Origin of the sequence: Bremerella sp. JC817, assembly GCF_040718835.1 — a bacterium.
Taxonomy (GTDB): Bacteria; Planctomycetota; Planctomycetia; order Pirellulales; family Pirellulaceae; genus Bremerella.
The window spans coordinates 1-16,769 of record NZ_JBFEFG010000259.1 but is presented as its reverse complement, the minus strand read 5'-3'; the positions used below and the strand labels follow the sequence as shown (position 1 = coordinate 16,769).

Annotated in this window: 18 protein-coding genes; 4 read left to right on the top strand and 14 right to left on the bottom strand. The window is 52.8% G+C overall.

Annotation, left to right across the window (positions count from 1 at the left end; all coding sequences use genetic code 11):
* Positions 1 to 130 precede the first annotated feature (130 nt).
* From AB1L30_RS04955 to AB1L30_RS04930, 6 genes are all read right to left on the bottom strand, one after another.
* Positions 131 to 826 (bottom strand): hypothetical protein, encoded by a 696-nt coding sequence (locus AB1L30_RS04955; protein ID WP_367012318.1) that lies wholly within the window; start codon positions 824 to 826, stop codon positions 131 to 133.
* Positions 827 to 1,022: 196 nt separating this feature from the next.
* A complete protein-coding gene (locus tag AB1L30_RS04950; RefSeq protein WP_367012317.1) occupies positions 1,023 to 1,310 on the bottom strand; it encodes a hypothetical protein in 288 nt (95 codons plus the stop codon).
* A 64-nt stretch (positions 1,311 to 1,374) separates the two neighbouring features.
* Positions 1,375 to 2,064 (bottom strand): leucine-rich repeat domain-containing protein, encoded by a 690-nt coding sequence (locus AB1L30_RS04945; RefSeq protein WP_367012316.1) that lies wholly within the window; start codon positions 2,062 to 2,064, stop codon positions 1,375 to 1,377.
* Positions 2,065 to 2,348: 284 nt separating this feature from the next.
* Positions 2,349 to 2,759 carry a hypothetical protein gene (locus AB1L30_RS04940; protein WP_367012315.1) on the bottom strand — a complete coding sequence of 137 codons (411 nt, stop codon included), beginning with the start codon at positions 2,757 to 2,759 and terminating at the stop codon, positions 2,349 to 2,351.
* A 212-nt stretch (positions 2,760 to 2,971) separates the two neighbouring features.
* Positions 2,972 to 3,541 carry a hypothetical protein gene (locus AB1L30_RS04935; protein ID WP_367012313.1) on the bottom strand — a complete coding sequence of 190 codons (570 nt, stop codon included), beginning with the start codon at positions 3,539 to 3,541 and terminating at the stop codon, positions 2,972 to 2,974.
* 299 nt (positions 3,542 to 3,840) lie between these two features.
* Entirely contained in the window at positions 3,841 to 5,307 is a 1,467-nt protein-coding gene (locus AB1L30_RS04930; RefSeq protein WP_367012312.1) for a hypothetical protein, read from the bottom strand.
* Positions 5,308 to 6,621: 1,314 nt separating this feature from the next.
* Here AB1L30_RS04930 and AB1L30_RS04925 point away from each other — a divergent pair.
* Both AB1L30_RS04925 and AB1L30_RS04920 read left to right on the top strand, forming a co-directional pair.
* Positions 6,622 to 7,245 (top strand): hypothetical protein, encoded by a 624-nt coding sequence (locus tag AB1L30_RS04925; protein ID WP_367012311.1) that lies wholly within the window; start codon positions 6,622 to 6,624, stop codon positions 7,243 to 7,245.
* A gap of 209 nt (positions 7,246 to 7,454) precedes the next feature.
* On the top strand, positions 7,455 to 8,042 hold the full coding sequence (locus tag AB1L30_RS04920) for an SMI1/KNR4 family protein (RefSeq protein WP_367012310.1): 588 nt from the start codon (positions 7,455 to 7,457) through the stop codon (positions 8,040 to 8,042).
* 247 nt (positions 8,043 to 8,289) lie between these two features.
* On the opposite strand, the gene AB1L30_RS04915 is transcribed toward AB1L30_RS04920, so the two are convergent.
* From AB1L30_RS04915 to AB1L30_RS04895, 5 genes are all read right to left on the bottom strand, one after another.
* Entirely contained in the window at positions 8,290 to 9,282 is a 993-nt protein-coding gene (locus AB1L30_RS04915; RefSeq protein WP_367012309.1) for a hypothetical protein, read from the bottom strand.
* Positions 9,283 to 9,506: 224 nt separating this feature from the next.
* A complete protein-coding gene (locus AB1L30_RS04910; protein WP_367012308.1) occupies positions 9,507 to 9,818 on the bottom strand; it encodes a hypothetical protein in 312 nt (103 codons plus the stop codon).
* Between the two features lie 291 nt (positions 9,819 to 10,109).
* On the bottom strand, positions 10,110 to 10,610 hold the full coding sequence (locus AB1L30_RS04905) for a hypothetical protein (protein WP_367012307.1): 501 nt from the start codon (positions 10,608 to 10,610) through the stop codon (positions 10,110 to 10,112).
* Between the two features lie 15 nt (positions 10,611 to 10,625).
* Positions 10,626 to 10,754 (bottom strand): hypothetical protein, encoded by a 129-nt coding sequence (locus AB1L30_RS04900; RefSeq protein ID WP_367012306.1) that lies wholly within the window; start codon positions 10,752 to 10,754, stop codon positions 10,626 to 10,628.
* Positions 10,755 to 10,831: 77 nt separating this feature from the next.
* Positions 10,832 to 11,860: a hypothetical protein gene (locus tag AB1L30_RS04895; RefSeq protein ID WP_367012305.1), complete on the bottom strand. Its 1,029-nt coding sequence runs from the start codon at positions 11,858 to 11,860 to the stop codon at positions 10,832 to 10,834.
* A gap of 246 nt (positions 11,861 to 12,106) precedes the next feature.
* Here AB1L30_RS04895 and AB1L30_RS04890 point away from each other — a divergent pair, with 246 nt between their 5' ends.
* The gene (locus tag AB1L30_RS04890) at positions 12,107 to 12,274 is read left to right on the top strand and encodes a hypothetical protein (protein WP_367012303.1); all 168 of its coding nucleotides are present in this window, start codon (positions 12,107 to 12,109) and stop codon (positions 12,272 to 12,274) included.
* Between the two features lie 71 nt (positions 12,275 to 12,345).
* On the opposite strand, the gene AB1L30_RS04885 is transcribed toward AB1L30_RS04890, so the two are convergent.
* Positions 12,346 to 12,825 (bottom strand): SUKH-3 domain-containing protein, encoded by a 480-nt coding sequence (locus AB1L30_RS04885; protein WP_367012301.1) that lies wholly within the window; start codon positions 12,823 to 12,825, stop codon positions 12,346 to 12,348.
* A 375-nt stretch (positions 12,826 to 13,200) separates the two neighbouring features.
* Between AB1L30_RS04885 and AB1L30_RS04880 the strand changes: the two genes are divergently transcribed.
* The gene (locus tag AB1L30_RS04880; protein ID WP_367012300.1) at positions 13,201 to 13,698 is read left to right on the top strand and encodes an SMI1/KNR4 family protein; all 498 of its coding nucleotides are present in this window, start codon (positions 13,201 to 13,203) and stop codon (positions 13,696 to 13,698) included.
* 275 nt (positions 13,699 to 13,973) lie between these two features.
* On the opposite strand, the gene AB1L30_RS04875 is transcribed toward AB1L30_RS04880, so the two are convergent.
* Together AB1L30_RS04875 and AB1L30_RS04870 are read right to left on the bottom strand one after the other, a co-directional pair.
* A complete protein-coding gene (locus AB1L30_RS04875) occupies positions 13,974 to 14,639 on the bottom strand; it encodes a hypothetical protein (RefSeq protein ID WP_367012299.1) in 666 nt (221 codons plus the stop codon).
* A gap of 300 nt (positions 14,640 to 14,939) precedes the next feature.
* Entirely contained in the window at positions 14,940 to 16,271 is a 1,332-nt protein-coding gene (locus AB1L30_RS04870; RefSeq protein ID WP_367012298.1) for an ankyrin repeat domain-containing protein, read from the bottom strand.
* Between the last annotated feature and the right edge of the window lie 498 nt (positions 16,272 to 16,769).

Genomic DNA, 16,769 nt, shown 5'->3' with positions numbered 1-16,769 from the left:
TTACGTGTGCCACTGGCCTCTGGCCAGTGCGAAGTGAGTGGAAGGTTAATCGGTGGATAACGGTTCGATGTGGTGGAGCTTTCCGTGACGCAAGGCATGGCCACGCATGGCCGTGGCCATGGCACCCATTCTAATCAGGCTCAGCAACGCCCGCCTGCTGAAGGGTTCTCAGGTCTTCGACATACCGCCGGAACTTGCGATGACGTTTCGGGGCCACAAGAACGACAGCGTCGTCCTTGCCCTCCAAGAACCTTCGCAGGGCCAAAGACCAGATTTGTTCATGCAGGGATAATTCTCGCCATTCGCCAGCCATCGCTTTTTCCCGAGTGACCACGACCTGGCTTTCAGGGTTGCGTCGAATCAGGTGGGCCGGCACACCTTGGATCCAGAGGTCTTTGAACGCACCTTCGCTGATATCGAGTGCCCAATCGACATGGCGATAGTATTCGGAGTTGGCTTGATCGAATGCTACCTGGACCGCTGGTCTCTCCCCTTTGACATCGACATTGGGGCTAATCATTAAGCGGTCAATGTTGCCTCGCAGCACCACGTGCTTGAAGACGGCCCCCCATACTTGAACGAGTTGGGTATTCGTTTTCAAACCATCGACGACCACATTCTCGAAGATGCCGGAATAGATGGCGCAGCCTCGTTGAGAGCATTGACGAAGCGTTACGTTCTTCACGTATGAACGAAGTGCCGGATCCTTGGTCACGGAAACAATGCAGCTACGAAAGTAGCAGTTCCGAAACTCGATATCAGCGAACACGGCTCCAGAATCGCGATCCTGAAACGACTCTAAATCTTCGTTTTCAAATATCTTCATTCTCGATTAGCCCACGGTTTATGGGAATCTTGGTGGTCGGCCGGGTGGCACTGACAACGCCTGGCACTAACTTCAGATCACACGTGTGCCACTGGCCTCTGGCCAGTGCGAAGTGAAGGGAAGGCGATCAGGTGATTAATTCTTCGGTGAGAGTAATCCTTGACAATCAGAATGCAAGCCACCCTGAGCTTCGACGCTATGCGCCTGCTTCGATGCCATCGACATAGTGGTAGTGCTCGGCGTAGGCAGACGTGAATCGCTGGACGAACTCGCTACGTTGCTGGCTGGGGAATTTCGGGGCGAAGTGCCCTTCTGCGATGGCCCAATCGTACAGCGCTTGATCCATGGGGTACCGCGTCAGGACGCCGGTGACCTGGTGCCGCAGAATCCACTGCTCCGCGAGTTCTCGCGTTGAAAACAGACCCGCCGGATGCGTCGCGCCCTCTCCCATGAAGATCCAAGCCGACTGCAAGTTAGAATCCACGTTGCTAATCCTTCGAGATGATTGCTGTACCAGCGACCGTGGAGGTCGGGCGTACCAGGGCGGTTTACATGCGACCTCGTTGAGGTTGATGCAGGTGCGTGCCGCCGGTGTGCGGGCGGCTTACGTAGTTGCTTGGTGGTGTCGGCAGCGAATCGAGGCAGTCCTTCGAGCAGGCATGCACGAGCAACGGGACGACATCGGTGGCGATGTTGAGCGAAATCCAGCGACGCTTGATCGTCGAAGCGAGGGGCGAGCGGCAAACACTGCACTGCATGGGAGTGACCTCAGGCAGGAAATCGGGCCCGTCCTGCAGACGCGGAAATGGATGCCGCTGTTTGTAGTTGCCGTACAAGGCCCGGGTGCTGATGAGGCTCGATTTCAAGTTGGGGCAACGCGTGACTTCGTACGGAAGCCAATGCAGGCGATACGAAGTGTACAGTTCCAGTTCTTCCAGCGACTCCATCTCGCCAATCTCTGGCGGTAGCTGATCAAGATTGCTGCCGTACAGCATCAGCTTTCGGACCGACGTCAATCTGCCAATCGATGGAGGCAGCGTGACGATCTGCCACCAGGTCTCCCAGCCAAGAGCCGGCCCAGGGGCGAATTCAGTTGCCCCAGTCGCCACAGCACGATCGATCAATTCGAGCAGTTGATGCCACGCGTCGATTTCAAGGTCTTGCGGCTCGGTGTGAATCACAGACTCACCAGCAGACTGAAAGCACTTGCAAGCCGGGCGTTCGAGAGGCATTGGCATCAAGGTTTCCCACGGAAAGGAGTCGGCAAGTCACGCAAAGCACTCGCCCTGACCAACAGCGGCCCGGCAGAACTGACATCGCCTGGCACCAACTTAGCATCGTACGTGTGCCACTGGCCTCTGGCCAGTGCGAAGTGAGTGGAAGGTTAGTCGGTGGATAACGCTTCGATGAGTTTGAACGCATCGCGGCGGAGAGCATGGCCACGCAGGGTCGTGGCAATTGCACCCGGGCTGGGCCTAATTGCCGTTATCTCGTAGGCACACAAGTCAAATCCAAAGTCGTTCTAGATTTTTCTCATCAGGACGAATTCGCTGGCTGTTTCGTCTGGAATCTCAATGTATTCGCTTGGATCGAACTGGTTGCAGTCGTTATCGCCAAACATGGTTTGACTTATCCGATTGAAAAACAACGGCCACGAATCAGCATCTGGCAACGTTAGCTCCTGGCATCGATCTTTCATTGTTTGAATTGGGGCACTGTTGGCACTGGAATAAAAGATGAGCGCGTTCCTGATGGCCATTTGACCTTCTTGGGTAGCCTCCCGAACCGATGGCCACAAAAACTCGCAAGCCAATGCCTCCACGTCCGATGGATTGTCAGGATCGTAATCTCCCATAAATACTCCATCGATTAGCTCCACGCGCTCCAAGAGCCGAAACAACTGCCCAAGCACGTAGTAGTTCACACTCTTCATGAAACCTCTACTTTTATCTATACCGCGGATCCGGCCCGGCAGAACCGGCAACACCAAACACCAGCTTCGCATCGTACGCGTGCCACTGGCCTCTGGCCAGTGCGGGGAAGGTTAACGGGCGGAAAACGCTTCGATGAGGTTGAACGCATCGCAGCGGAAAGCATGGCCACGCAGGGCCGTGGCCATGGCACCCGGGCTGCACGAGCGCATTTTCAGTGCCGATCATGAACTAGTACATCTGGGCGAAGTTGACGAAACCTCTGTCTTCCCTCTTCAGTTGTGTTCGTCCTGTAGATCCATATCTGCCTAAGTGACTTGTTGGCGGTAAGTGCCATAAGACCGTCATCCGATAACGGGTTAAAACAGATATTAAGCATTGCGACGTCTAGTGTCGCCAGGAACCTGGCATCGTCATCCCCGATTTCTCGATGCTCCAGTGATAAAAACTGTAGTTGTGGAAGCCAATCCAAAAGGCGAAATACCTCCTGTTTATTCCAATTCTTGTCCTTGACGAATACACCGGCAACATCACTTGCAGCCAGATGGATCTCCTCACTCTCGATGTCTTTGACCGAACGCCCCATAACTCCTATGTCGCCGCCGCGTGAGACGTAAAACGCACTTGCGTGTTTTGGTATTGCCCCTGCCTTCCGCAATAGTTCTGGAGTTTCATAATCTCTCCAGTAATAGCTCGCAACGCTCCAGAGGCCGAGAGCAATGGCGAGTTGCACCAAGAGTAATGTTTTCAACGACCATTTCGTAATGAAGGGGGGCAGTTTCATATCGCGTATTCGAACAGATCCTCGAAATCCAACGGTTCTGCACCGGGTAGACCGACAGCACAACCAAGATGTCGGCCGGGTAGCACTAGCAACGACCAGAAGCAGATTTGCATCTTAAGTGTGCCACTGGCCTCTGGCCAGTGCGAAGTGAGGGGGAAGGTTAACGGGCGGGGATCGCTTCGATGAGGTTGAACGCATCGCGACGGAAACCATGGCCACGCTGGGCCGTGGCCATGGCACCCTGGCTGAGATGGTGTTTATCCATAATCATTGAGTCAGCCTCAGTGTTTGCCGAGGAGCTATGGCATGCTTGCCACTTTCGCTACGATCCTCCGGACTTCGTCAATGTGGATAAAATCTGTAACAACCTGCAGTGTTTTGAAATGTGGTTTCCCTGATAGTACACCTCTTAGAACAGCCAAGTCATGAACGTCATCTCCATCAGCAATTAGATGGAGCACCACATGTGAGCATGACTGATCGTCAATTTCCCAACCTTCTTTCAGCGTGTTGAATTGATCTGGGTACATCGCGATGGTCTTTAACGTGTCGCCATTGGCAAGCAACTGTTCAACCATCTTCCCAGCGTTCTCCACGGAAACAATTTCTATCCAAGCAAGAGAGGGAAGTTTTAGTCTAGTCAAACTAGCTGGGTCACTGACGATTTCCAGGTGCGACAACTTCAAACGCTTCAGCGCGGTTAGTTGCGATAACCAGGTGATCGAAAGCCGAGGCGATTCTCCAAGCACCATGCTTTCGATGGTGAGATACTCAAGCTGCTTTGCCTGCCCAATTCGTTCTAGCGCATCTTGATCAAATTCACCCTGGAGTGATAAACGAGTTAAATGAGGGAGGCGAACAATCTGATCAACAAGGGACTGGTCGAGCCTTCCGGTTATGGATAACTCCCTCATATGTGTCTTGGGGAGGGCAGCTAGAATTGAGCGAGCGTCATCGGGGTTTGACAAGTGGAAGCGAACCCCGCTCAACTTCATCTGTTTTAGCTTGTCAACATTTTCGACAGGCTCGGTAAAGATAACAGTCAACCTTTTGAGTTCACTCAGATCATCGACGATATCTTCGGTTATTCCATCGTAGTTTACCGTCAAATCGGTCAGCGACGTGCTCTTCGGTATCGCCGCTAGGGTGTTGTGTTCTAACTCGCATTGTTCAAGCGTGAGACGCTCTATTGAAGACGCTTGTAGCAGTTCAGCCAATTGAACCTCCGTTAATTTGGCTAACCTCAGGTGCAATTCCCTTAGTTTTGGAGATTTTCGAACCGCTTCAAGAACCTCGGCATCTTTCAAGCTCATCGTGCCACAAGAACACGACAACGATTCCAATTCTGGAAGAGTCGGATATTCCGATGGGCGAGACCGGAATGGCCCCAGATTCACTTTCAGTCGGCGTAATCTCTTGCTGGTGCTCTCGTGATTCAGCAAGATGCCAATAGGTATGTCCCCACTCCAAGAACATTCTTCGAGTGCCGTGAAGCTCCCTACGCCATCCATTGCATCAGCTATCTGTTGTTCTTTGAAGAGAGTGCCGTAACAAGCTTCCAAACCTAGTCGGACTTCCGACGCATCAACACGAGCGGTCTTCCTATCCAGATCGAGTACACAACGGATAAATCCTGGTGGATATTCCCCCTGAGACGTGAAATCCGTAGCTTGCTGACCATAGGCAATGCTGGATGTCGCGAAAATCAACGGCAACAGGCCAAGGCCGATGAGAGGTCGTCTCCTAAGATTACGGAAATGCATCATTGGCCTTCTCCTCTGCAACTAGGGCTCGCCAACCTAATTTCTCTTGATGGAAAAGTCATCTAGACTTGTGCCCGTTGCATTTTGGTACTGTTCTTTAAAATTGATTGTTCCAGCAGACCAGACCTTTTGAGCGGCCGGGTGGCACCAACTGCGCATCTTACGTGTGCCGCTGGCCTCTGGCCAGTGCGAAGTGAGGGGAAGGTTGATGGGTGGGTAACGCTACGATGAGGTTGAGCGCATCGTAGCGGAAAGCGTTGCTACGTAAGGCCGTGGCACCCGGGCAGGGTTAGAATAAAGCTCGCCCTGTTGAAATCCAACCTTCCGTCTTCAATCACCCAGTGGCCGGGTGGCCCTGGCAACGCCTGGCACCAGCTTCGCATCGTGCGTGTGCCACTGGCGTCTGGCCAGCGTGACATGAGGGGAAGGTTCATGGGGCAATTTCGCTTCGAAGAGGTGTATCGCTTCGCGACGGATAGCAGAGCCATGGCACCCTGGCTATTGATTAGGCGGAGGAAGTTATGTTGGTATATGGTAGGAATGTTATGTCGTCTACGGATCTGTTTCGACATATGGAGCAAGGTGAGGATGTTCACTGCCCAAAGTGTAGGTCCTTGCTGAGGTGCGATGGGTCGTATAATGAGACGACTGGTGCGTACAAGTGTTTTGCCGTCTATTGTTCTAAGGATTCCGCGCATTTTTCAATTCATATTGACCCTTTACCAAGGCCAGGTTTCTGGGAGCAATTTAAAAAGAAAGAACCGTAGCAGCAAAAACGGTTTTGCCTTCGACCTGCAACGCAAGACTGAACCAACGTAAGTGAGAAAGTCAGTGTGAAATCTGGTCGTCATTTTCGAGGAGAAAATGACTGTGAAGAAGTTGAAATTACCGGATCAGCAGCTCGCATTCCCACTGAAACAGACAGAGGCAGGGACTCCGATGGAAAAGGTCTGCCGTAAACTGGGCGTCAGGCAGCAGGCGTTCTATCGGCCGGGTGGCACTGGCAACACCTAACACCAGCTTCGCGTCGTACGTGTGCCACTGGCCTCTGGCCAGTGCGAAGTAAGGGGGAAGGTTAACGGGTGGAAAACGCTTCGATGAGGTTGATCGCTTCGCGGCGGAAAGCATGGCCACGCAGGGCCGTGGCCATGGCACCCGGGCGAATTAGTCAAGTGGCTCATTCCAAGGTATGATCTTGGACATCTGAGGCCAATCTATCGATCCGGCTGTGCTTCAACGCATCCGTACAAACAGTCAGCAGGTAACTGGTGAACGAATCAGAGCACAAGATGTAATTTTCAAGACGAGATGATTGTCATGTCAAAAGCTATGCTGAAGACAAAAGTTAAGCACTTGGCTACTGCTTGTGAGCCACATGGGTTTGTGCTGGATGGGCCATTTCGGTTGAAGAGAATTGTTCCACACATCGACCAGTTCATTGAGGTTCAACCGGGGCACGACTGGTTAGACGGAAAATTCACATGCAACCTAGGCTGGAAGCACACGGCAGATGGTGTTGCGGCGGAAGATGTATACGATCATGTCGTCAATGTTGGGTGGCTAGTTGGGAAAGCTGAGTTATCGATGGGCCACGAATCCAAGGCTGACCTTGAGGCGAGTTACGGCCAGTTGAAGTCTCTGCTATTGCACACTGGCGTTTCCTTTCTGAATGGCATTCGTAACGTGAGGCAAATGATCGAGATGTACGAAGATGCTGAACGGACATCCAACCCAATAGAAACGCCTACTGATCCTCGGTCATTCTTCGGTGTCGATGAAGGTTGGAAGCACTACAACCTTGCATTTGGCTACAAAGTTCTCGGCGATCAGGACAGAGCGAAGAACCATTTCAACATTGTCGTTGAGCAACACAGCAATCAGCCGTTCGATTGGGTTAAAGATCGAAGGCAAAAGTGCAGTGAGGCTCTGGTGTCAATATGATTGCTTCTGCATCACGATCTTCGGGCCGGGTGGCACTGGCATCGCCTAATACCAACTTCGCATCGTACGTGTGCCACTGGCCTCTGGCCAGTGTGAAGTGAAGGTTCACGGGTGGGGAACGCTTCGATGAGGTTGAACGCTTCGCGGCGGAAAGCATGGCCACGCAGGGCCGTGGCACCCTGGCAACCCATGTTGAGGCAGGAGAGACTATGATTATGGCAATGGATATAACAGCATTTTCACGGCTTGGCGGCATCAAAGGAATTGAAGGGGATGAACTCACTCCGGCAACGCATTCCGAGATTACCGATGTTGAGAAACAAATCGGAGTCTGTCTCCCCAAAGCCTATCGACAGTTCTTGTTGACCTGCGGAGCTTCCACATTTAATGGGGCTTCGCCAGATAATCCACATATCGTGTTTTGCTCCAAGAATCCGTTGCCGTCGCACATTTCTGAGACATCCAAAGGATTGTTCGACGCATTCTACGGGGGCAAGAGAGATGAAAGCGATCCGTACAGCCTGCAAGTGCGGATTCAATGTTTTACTGGCAGAATGCCAGAAAGCATCATCCCAATAGGAGATGATGGCGGAGCGGGCCAGATTTGTCTCGGAATAAAGGGGAACGAGGCCGGGAAGGTGTACTATTGGGATCAAGCTAACGAACCGTTGGACGAAGAAGACTACTTGGAAGATTACGGTGTACCAAGGCCGCCAGAAGCGATGTTCCAAAACGTTTATGAGATCGCCGACTCGTTTGGAGACTTTCTCCAGCGTCTTGAAATAATGGAAGAATAGTGTTTTTGTGAATGCAAAGAACTTCAGGTTGCAATGTCGTAATGACCGTTTATCGACTTCATTGGCTTTTTGTAGTGCCAGCACCTTCTGTGCGCCCGGGTGGCGCTGGCACCAGCTTCGCATCGTACGTGTGCCACTGGCCTCTGGCCAGTGGGAAGTGAGGGGAACGTTAACGGGCGGATAACGCTTCGATGAGGTTGATCGCATCGCGGCGGAACTTGGCCATGGCACCTGGCTTTGGCGGGTGTTACGGCACCGGGTCGGTTAGCATCGCTTCTGGCAGTACCTCTTCTGTTTCGCCGTTGCGATCGACTCGCCACAGGCTATAGATGGTGCGGTTGCTGAAGTTGGCGCTGGTGCCGGCCAGAAAATAAACGTACTCGTCATTGGGCGCCATGGCTGGGTGGCGATTCAAGCGGACTTCGCTGCGTGCGAGAAACTGCGGCGCCGCGTCTCCGTGGTCGGAGCGGATGTCGTAATAGAAGTCTTTTCGCGCGTCACACACGTAGACAAGCGTCTGCTGGTCGGATGCCAGCGCCACGTCGTAGTAGCGCGCATCCTTGCGAAGGGCCGCGTCGGGATCGGCCGGCGTGAATGGCGTGGGAATCCCATCTTCGCCCACGCGATACAGCCGCGTAAAAACCCTGGGCATCTTATAATTGTCGGCGGAATAGACCAGCGTGCCATCGGCCTGTTGCACGATGCGATAGAGCGAAGCGTACGGTTCGTCGGTGATCTGCGTGGCCGGGCCTCCTGCGGCGGGAACCTGGCAGACATACCACTTGTCCCAAATCTTTCCGCCCAGGCTATAGTCGCGAAGCAGCGTGGCCCGAGCAAAGAAGACCGTGCTGCCGTCGGTGCTGAATTGCGGACACATGTCGTTGGTGTCTGGCGTTGTGGTCAGCTCGGTGACCTTCTGCGTGTCGATATCGAGCCGGCAGATTTGAAACGAATTGTCCTTGGCCTGGCTCCGGGCATAGACAATCGACTTGCCATCCGGCGAAAAGCATGGCAGCGTTTCGATGACGCTGGTATCGGTCAGCCGAGTCAGCGTTTCGGACTCGATCTCCCACAGAAACAGGTCTCCTTTCGAGGACGAAAAAACCACCGTCTGCCCGTCCGGCGAAAGATCGAACCCAACATGCGCGTGCTCGACCTGCGTCATGCCAAAGCATCCGACCAACATGCCAACGCCCAGCAGCAATACCATCCAGCAACGTCGCATCGGCTTGGTGTTCATGGCATGTCCTGGATCTGGCTGGACTTGATCGCGAAGCGGTTTAATCGTCGTAGAACTTGGGGTCTTCGGCGCAGTCGTGGTCGTAGTTCAGCGTTAGGCGGCACTGCATCTCTTTGGTCACGGTCACGCATGCTCTCTCGTGTGGCGACCTGCCTGGCGTTTGACTCGCATCTTACGTGGCGGGGCGATTGCTGGCCAGCAAAAAGTCGAAGCGAGGCGAATCGTCAGGCATTCAGTTCGCACAACGTGCAGGCCGTGTTTGCGTCGGTCGTAATCACGACGACCCGCGCGAAGCCTTGCCACTGGATGCCGTTGGACGAGCCATCAGGTTCGATCACGCGGAAGTTCGCACAGAAGAGCGAGATCGAAATCTGATCGGAGTCGCGGGCCAGGACGATCTCGGTCTCGGAATACGACTCGACATATCCGGTGAACCAAACCGAAATGTTCCCGGCAGAAAACTCGGCCCGAATCGCCCGCCGCTGCGACTTCCAAACCTGAGCCAGATTCCGCCCCTCGCGATCACGAATGATCATTGGCCATCGCCCCGAGCTGTGCCGTAGCAAGCCATAAGAGTTGTGCAGCAAACAAGTGGGTGCATCTTACGTGTGCCCCTGGCCTTCGGCCAGTGTGAAGTGCGTGTGAGGCTGGCAAGTCAATATCGCTTCGACGAGATCGATCGTGTCGCGTTGGAAAGCATGGTCGCACAAGGGCGTGGCCCTGGCAGTGGCGTGCCATGATGGACCTCTGTGTGTTGAAAAGAGAATGTGCTCTTCAACGGTTGGAGGTCATCAATTGAAAGTCAAATCACCGTTTTCTGACAGAGCCTAAATCTGCCCAGGCTCATAAGTATGCATCCATGAATTGTAGACCAGATCAACGATGTCAACACGAAAGCCACTTGAAGTGTGCCCACCAACCAAAAGCACTTGACGCTCAGGGTCCACTGCGATGACGGTGGGCTTGCAACCATGTTCCGATATCCAGTTCGATTCACGAGACAAAAGCAGGTTACTTACTTTTTTACTCGGTGGTTGATACCTCTCGTAAGACGTACCATCTTCGAGTAGCTCTCGAACAATCTCTTCTGAAGGGATGCGACTACCTGGCGCCCACCATGGGACACCAAATTCAGATATCAGCCGTGTCATCTCAGTATTATAATCATTGACGTAGCATTCATCGCACGACAGTCGCATGTAGTATCCTTGGCTAGTTATAATTGGCCGATAGCTATACAATTCGCCGAAGTTCATGAAGCAACCGCGTTCTTGTTCCCAATCTCGTCTTGCGTCTTGCGCACCTTTAGTTATTAAATGATCAGCCATTATTAAAACTCAACGTTAGGAAAGTTCGGTGAAGTTCGATTTAGCCGGCTGGGTGGCACTGGCAACACCGAACACCAGCTTCGCGTCATACGTGTGCCACTGGCCTCTGGCCTGTGCGAAGTGCGTGTCAGGATGCGTGGTCATTTTCGCTTCGGCGAGATCGATCGTTTCATGGCACCTTGGCGTTCAGGCCCATGATCCACTTTGTACTGGCCAAACCCCTACTCTGCTTTAGAAACTTCATTGAATTTGAAGTCCGTTACCGATTCCATGTTTTCAAATGCCTGCCGAATCTTGGGATGAAGCGGCACATTTTGGATGGTCACAGAGATCAACTTCCCATCCAATTCTGATAGTGCCTGACCTATTTCTGGGGACCAGCTGCTGAGGTCTGGCGTGTATGCCCGAGGGGCGATGTATTGGCTGTCAGAAGTGCTCACGTTCAACGATGACAGGTTCGGCATCCTGGCCAGCGAGATGATCGCATTCGACGTAATTGGACAGTTGCATAGGTCGACTTCTTCGATGGTGCGGCTTTGACTCAGAAGCTCGATTCCTTCGTCGGTGATCGGCTGGCACTTAAGACTCACCTTTCGCAGAGAAGGATGTCGGCCCACGTGACGCATGGCCTGATTCGTGACTAACGAGGGATAGCGATGGATCCAGGTATTGGCGATTCGAAGTTCTGCCAGGCAAGGAATCTCGCATGCCGTTGCGATACCGTTATCGGTTACCAGCGACCCCTGCAGAATCAAATATCGACAATCGGGAAGGTGAGGTAGCGTCTCTGCGAGTAACTTGTCATTGACTCTCCACTGGGGAAGGTTGGTGGGTTCTTCAGCCATGGGTGGAATTGGAACGCCGAGATCAGTCTCGGTTATTCCCCCTAGCCATTCGATTTCGAACGCCACGCCTTCCACAAGCTTGTCAGGCAAGGGTACGTCGATACGATTCTCGAGTTCAACCACGCGATAGTTGACCCAGTCCAATGAGTTTTGTGCGATGTCAACGTGACCGAGCTCACTCAACCGTTCAATGGCCGCCCCTCTTCGTTGGGCCACGTCCCTATCCGTTTCCCATTGAAACGTCGCAGCGATCGCGGCTAAGTCCTGGCTTGTTGTTCGACCCCCGGGACGATCGGTGAGACGAGTGGGATCTACGTGCCCACGCTCACAACCGATGATAATGACCAGGAGCAAGATCGAGGCAATAACAACAGATGCAATCGGTTTGGTGACGGCCAGTACCATGAAACAACTTTGAGTCAGGGCTTCCCTCTTCCGTTTCCACAATCGGACGACGAAACTCCCCATGGCTCTCATGATGACTCTGAATAAACCGCGTGTAGTCCGTAGCATCGGCCAGGAGGCCCGGACAACGACCAACCCGGACTTGCCATCTTAAGTGTGCCACTGGCCTCTGGCCAGTGCGAAGTGCGTCTCAGGTAGCCAGGTGAATGTCGCTTCGACGAGATCGATCGTGTCGCGTTGGAAAGCATGGCCACGCTGTGGCGTGACCATGGCACCCTGGCACCTAGATTGACGAACGGTATCAATGCCCTGCCCCAGGGCAACAGTGCGACCGAGGTGATGGGGATAGGTGAGCTGAAAGTGATCGCCAGGGAGCTTGTCACCAAAGTCCGTGCCAGCGTGGCGATCGATTGAATAAGGACTCCTGCAAACGATTAGTTCGCAACAAAGCACCTTACCCCGGATTTGTTTCAACAGAGTAGAGTTTATTCAATGTCACCGATCCATTGGTGTGGTTTCTTATCAACCACCAAATGTGAGTCCATAGCTTCGGTAAATGATTGTGCACAAAAGAACAATGTCGGGCCAAAACACATATAAACTGTGTCATCCTCAGCCAGCATTATCAGCATCCCCCCTCCAATCATACCGATGGGAGTCATTCGGGTACTCAGCTTCCGTTCCCAGTATTCAATACGATCAAATTCGCCGTCTGCCCATAAAGGATCAAAATCCAGTCCGGGAATGATCTGTCCAGACGCAAGCGTTCGCTGATGAATTTTGAGCCCACCAAGTTCGTGCCATACTTTCCGTGCGTTATCCGTTATCGTAAATCCGTCCGATTCCAGTTCAACTTTCCATTTGTGCAATTGTTCAGGGGACACCTCCCGCCCAGGCGACCATCCAGCTTCTCTCATGAGAGAAATGACTTCTGAAGAACACACTTTTGACCAGTTGACCTGCATCGGTAATTCCTGATATTGCCAGTATTGGCACGACGACTCATACGGTTCAATAGGCAAACAATGCCTCGGGTGCCCAGGCATTCGGCTGGGTGGCACCGGCAACACCTAACACCAGCTTCGCATCGTACGTGTGCCACTGGCCTTCGGCCAGTGCGAAGTGCGTGTCAGCAGGCTACCAGTGTAATATTGCTACGGCCATGGCACCCTGGCAATCGTTCTAAACGCCATATGGGTAGCGACGATTCTCTTGGCTGCGTGATTGGCTTTCAGTATAAACGATCGGATCAAACGTTGGCCGCTGCTGACGCGGGCTGAGAGTTTATCGCCCATGGGCGGCGGATCCGTTATCGCTTTCGTTCTGCGTTAAAGGTCGAGATGGAAGAGATTCTGAAGGGCATCGATGACTGGTTGCGTGTCCATCGGCCTGCTTACCACAGGCGGTTGCGATCGGGCGTGATGCCTGAGAAGTTCTCGGCGTTTGCAGCGGCATTCGCACAGGAACTGCCGGCAGACTTGATCGCGTTGTACCGCTGGCATGACGGGCAAGATCCGATGTCAAGCGATGCCATGCAAGGCAATCGGACCTTCATGACGTTCGACGAGGTCTGTGAAACGAAGGCAGAACTGGACGGCATGATCGGCAGCGATTTTGAAGATCCACGGTACTGGCGGCGCGGCTGGATCCCTTTCCTGCACAACGGCGGCGGCAGTTACCTTTGCGTCGACACCGAGGCCGTCGACGGTGGCATGGCTGGCCAACTGATTGCCTTTTGGAAGTCGGACTCCGACCGACCCATCGAACACCTTTCCATCCGGGAGTGGGCCAGTAAGCTCCTGCAGTCGATGCAAAACGGCACCTTGAAGACTCTTTAACGAGCGCATCGTACGTGTGCCACTGGCCTCTGGCCAGTGCGAAGTGCATGCCGAGCTTTCACGCGGAATCGGGCTTCGGCGGGTTCTCGCGTTTCGCGGGTGAAGGCGTGGCCACGCAGGGGCCTGCACCCTGCTAAAACTACGGAGTGCAGCAGTGGCACATGGTCGGAAATCGAACCAGTTGGGGCTTTCAGTAGTCACACCCAGCCGAAACGTGGAAGTCATCCACGCAGACACCATTCACTACGAAATGTCTTTTGATGGGCTTGGAAACTCTACTCGGTTAACAATTGTCGAACCAAGATACTGGTTCCATCGTTATTCGGTATTAAGCTCGTCGACTTCTCCCCCAACGTGTGGATGAATTCCCTGAGCTTTTCCCTTGCCGCACCAGACGACGGCAGATAACGTCCGTAAGTAACTCGAAACCAATAGTTACGACATGCGATGTGTGCATACGTTGGAACACTCTCTTGCAACTTCGAGGCATGTTGTGATTCCAAGTCGCGAATTGCCTCTAGATCATCCTTGCTCAAAACGGGCACGAGAATGAAAGTCGCTTTCCAATCTCCGTATTTTGTGCCAGGGGGCAATCCCGTGCCATTTCGGGGTACAAGTTCTTGCTCTGGCAACGCGACATCCACAAAGACCTGTCCAGCCGAATACCTTACCTTGCCCGTCATACCAGACGGCAACGAGTCAAATACATCTTCTGCGAATGCACAGGTATTCGGATCTTGCACTACATCATTCGGATCTGCACCACTAGTTATTTCACACGGCAATACACCGGTGACAACGGCAATTGTCCACAAAGTACCGGACCACAACTTGCGATAACACATGCCGTAAACTCCCTGACTCACTTTGCGTCTTTCAAGCCAGCGGTTGGAAAATGAATCGATTTCCTCACCCTGGGCTCGGCAAAATAACGCTGGCATCGACAAGATCCAGCTCCCGCATCTTAAGCGTGCCACTGGCCTCTGGCCAGTGTGAAGTGCGTACTGGGTTACCGAGTGAATAGCACTTGGCTCTTCCAAGCATGGCCACACAGCGGCGTTGCCATGGCACCCTGGCCGAGTTGTCGGGACCTCAGCAAAGAACGGTGTCACCATTTCCCACTGCTCGCCGGTGAGCAGAACCTCAGGCTTTCCTGCCATCGAAGGACTCGTTTCGATGGTAGGTGTCACGCAAGGCGGTACCTGGCGCAAGTTTATAACGTCTGGGTTTTGAAGCAGCCGCTAGCGATCCGAATTGTCATGCGATTTGAGTGACTTGATAATGTCTTCCATTTCCTCCCACTTCAGACCTGCTTCGATTGCGATTTGCGATGGATATCGCTGATGCAACTTTTCCAGCTGATTGTCTTTTCTTTTTGCTTCTTCTTTCAGTTCATTGTTGTCCTCAAGCGTAGTTAGCTTCTGTCTGATCTTTTCCAACCAATGATCGGGATCGTCCGCCATTCTCGTATAATATTCCTGCTTCATCTTGGATGCGTAGCTGTCTGAATCGAGGAATGGATTCGCCCCGCGCGAAAGCAATACGTGGATAAACTCGAAGGAATTGCGCATGTGGAGATATTCCAGGATTGGCATCCCGATGAAAAGCCTGGCGTCAATGTCTCCCCCATGGTCTAAATACCACCAAAAGTTTTCCGCCAGTTCGACGTGATATCGACCATCTTTCCAGGAGTGCCTTAAAAGGCGAAATGCCAGCCCGTAGTTGTACCCGACCATGGCATGTTCATCCGCCAAGGAGAGATCTGCTCCATTTGCAAGTAATAACTTGAACTTGCCAAAAGACTCAGGATTCTTAGTCGCCAGGTACAGAGGTGTCAGGTGACTTTGGCTAACCACATTCGGATCTGCCTTAAATTCAAGTGCCAGCTTCACGCTGTCCAACGTCCCGCAGTCGGTCACGAAATGAATCGGACGTACGCCAAAATTCCCTTTTGCATTGATGTCAGCCCTCTCTTGATTTATCAGGGTAGTAACTTTGAGACGTTGTGCAGCGACAAGGGCCATGGTTAGTTCAACTGTCGTTTCTTCGTCAAATGCCTTCTCAACGATCGCTTGAAGCTGGCTTTGCGTTAAAGTTGTGGGGTCCACGGCGTAGACTTGTCTCTCGCATATGGCCGTGTTGATAAGCAGTAAGGCAATGGTAGTGCACGCAGCCATAACAAATCGCGACCGGTGCTGTCTTATTGCTCCCTTTAGCGAACAGAATCGCAGCGCCATGTGTTGTGATCCCTCCACGATCTTTCTTAACGAGGTAAGCAGGAAGTCCATTGAGTGGCGTTGAACGAAACCTGCAATGATTTTCTGGTCCCATCGTTCCTGGAGATTCTCCGGCAGACCAGGATCACTGGTTTGAATATTGACGATGGTGGGAGGAAATCCCGCGGCCGGTAGGAAACCCACGACTTCTCCTTCGATACGTATGACGGTCAAGTTGTTGCTTGCGTCTTTTTGCAATTGGGTGACATCTCCGGAATAACCAAGCTGTTTCAGGAGATGAAGGGTAACCCCAGCGCGATTAAATGCCGTTGTTCGGCCAGGCGGCACTGGCAACACCTAACACCTGCTTCCGCATCCTACGTGTGCCACTGGCCTCTGGCCAGTGCGAAGTGCGTGATCTTTTCACGGTGCAAAGCGTCGCCACGCAGGGGCGTTGCCATGGCACCCTGGCTATCGAATCTCGGGGTAACGACTGTACTTAGCTATCCATCCATCCTCTGTCGATAGTTCGTGTGGCAGTCCATCGCTTATATCGGCAATGTTGTCGACGCCAGCATCTTCGATAGTCACGCGAATTCCGTATTTGTCTTCATCAAGCATGGAGAGCAGTGAATGAATAGTGGTGTCAACTATCGCCGGGACATAAAGGCGGATGCTTTCTCGCTCTTGAGGGCTTAGGTTTTTGAAAATATTTGCCCTGTTGAAAACCAATCTTCCGTTTTCAATTCCCCAGCGTTAGATTATCAGGCATGAGCACGAAGCAAAACAACCTGATCGCCGTGGCTCGCCTCAGCATGAAGCTGGCGGGCAAATTTATGCGGCCCTACTCGCACG

Excerpts from the sequence above, each read along its gene's own strand:
- AB1L30_RS04930 (WP_367012312.1), bottom strand. The coding sequence starts at position 5,307 with ATGATGCATTTCCGTAATCTTAGGAGACGACCTCTCATCGGCCTTGGC.
- AB1L30_RS04945 (WP_367012316.1), bottom strand. The coding sequence starts at position 2,064 with ATGCCAATGCCTCTCGAACGCCCGGCTTGCAAGTGCTTTCAGTCTGCT.
- AB1L30_RS04915 (WP_367012309.1), bottom strand. The coding sequence starts at position 9,282 with ATGAACACCAAGCCGATGCGACGTTGCTGGATGGTATTGCTGCTGGGC.
- AB1L30_RS04880 (WP_367012300.1), top strand. The coding sequence starts at position 13,201 with ATGGAAGAGATTCTGAAGGGCATCGATGACTGGTTGCGTGTCCATCGG.
- AB1L30_RS04935 (WP_367012313.1), bottom strand. The coding sequence starts at position 3,541 with ATGAAACTGCCCCCCTTCATTACGAAATGGTCGTTGAAAACATTACTC.
- AB1L30_RS04900 (WP_367012306.1), bottom strand. The coding sequence starts at position 10,754 with ATGACCACGCATCCTGACACGCACTTCGCACAGGCCAGAGGCCAGTGG.
- AB1L30_RS04895 (WP_367012305.1), bottom strand. The coding sequence starts at position 11,860 with ATGGTACTGGCCGTCACCAAACCGATTGCATCTGTTGTTATTGCCTCG.
- AB1L30_RS04925 (WP_367012311.1), top strand. The coding sequence starts at position 6,622 with ATGTCAAAAGCTATGCTGAAGACAAAAGTTAAGCACTTGGCTACTGCT.
- AB1L30_RS04905 (WP_367012307.1), bottom strand. The coding sequence starts at position 10,610 with ATGGCTGATCATTTAATAACTAAAGGTGCGCAAGACGCAAGACGAGAT.
- AB1L30_RS04875 (WP_367012299.1), bottom strand. The coding sequence starts at position 14,639 with ATGCCAGCGTTATTTTGCCGAGCCCAGGGTGAGGAAATCGATTCATTT.
- AB1L30_RS04940 (WP_367012315.1), bottom strand. The coding sequence starts at position 2,759 with ATGAAGAGTGTGAACTACTACGTGCTTGGGCAGTTGTTTCGGCTCTTG.
- AB1L30_RS04920 (WP_367012310.1), top strand. The coding sequence starts at position 7,455 with ATGATTATGGCAATGGATATAACAGCATTTTCACGGCTTGGCGGCATC.
- AB1L30_RS04885 (WP_367012301.1), bottom strand. The coding sequence starts at position 12,825 with ATGCAGGTCAACTGGTCAAAAGTGTGTTCTTCAGAAGTCATTTCTCTC.
- AB1L30_RS04890 (WP_367012303.1), top strand. The coding sequence starts at position 12,107 with ATGGCCACGCTGTGGCGTGACCATGGCACCCTGGCACCTAGATTGACG.
- AB1L30_RS04910 (WP_367012308.1), bottom strand. The coding sequence starts at position 9,818 with ATGATCATTCGTGATCGCGAGGGGCGGAATCTGGCTCAGGTTTGGAAG.
- AB1L30_RS04955 (WP_367012318.1), bottom strand. The coding sequence starts at position 826 with ATGAAGATATTTGAAAACGAAGATTTAGAGTCGTTTCAGGATCGCGAT.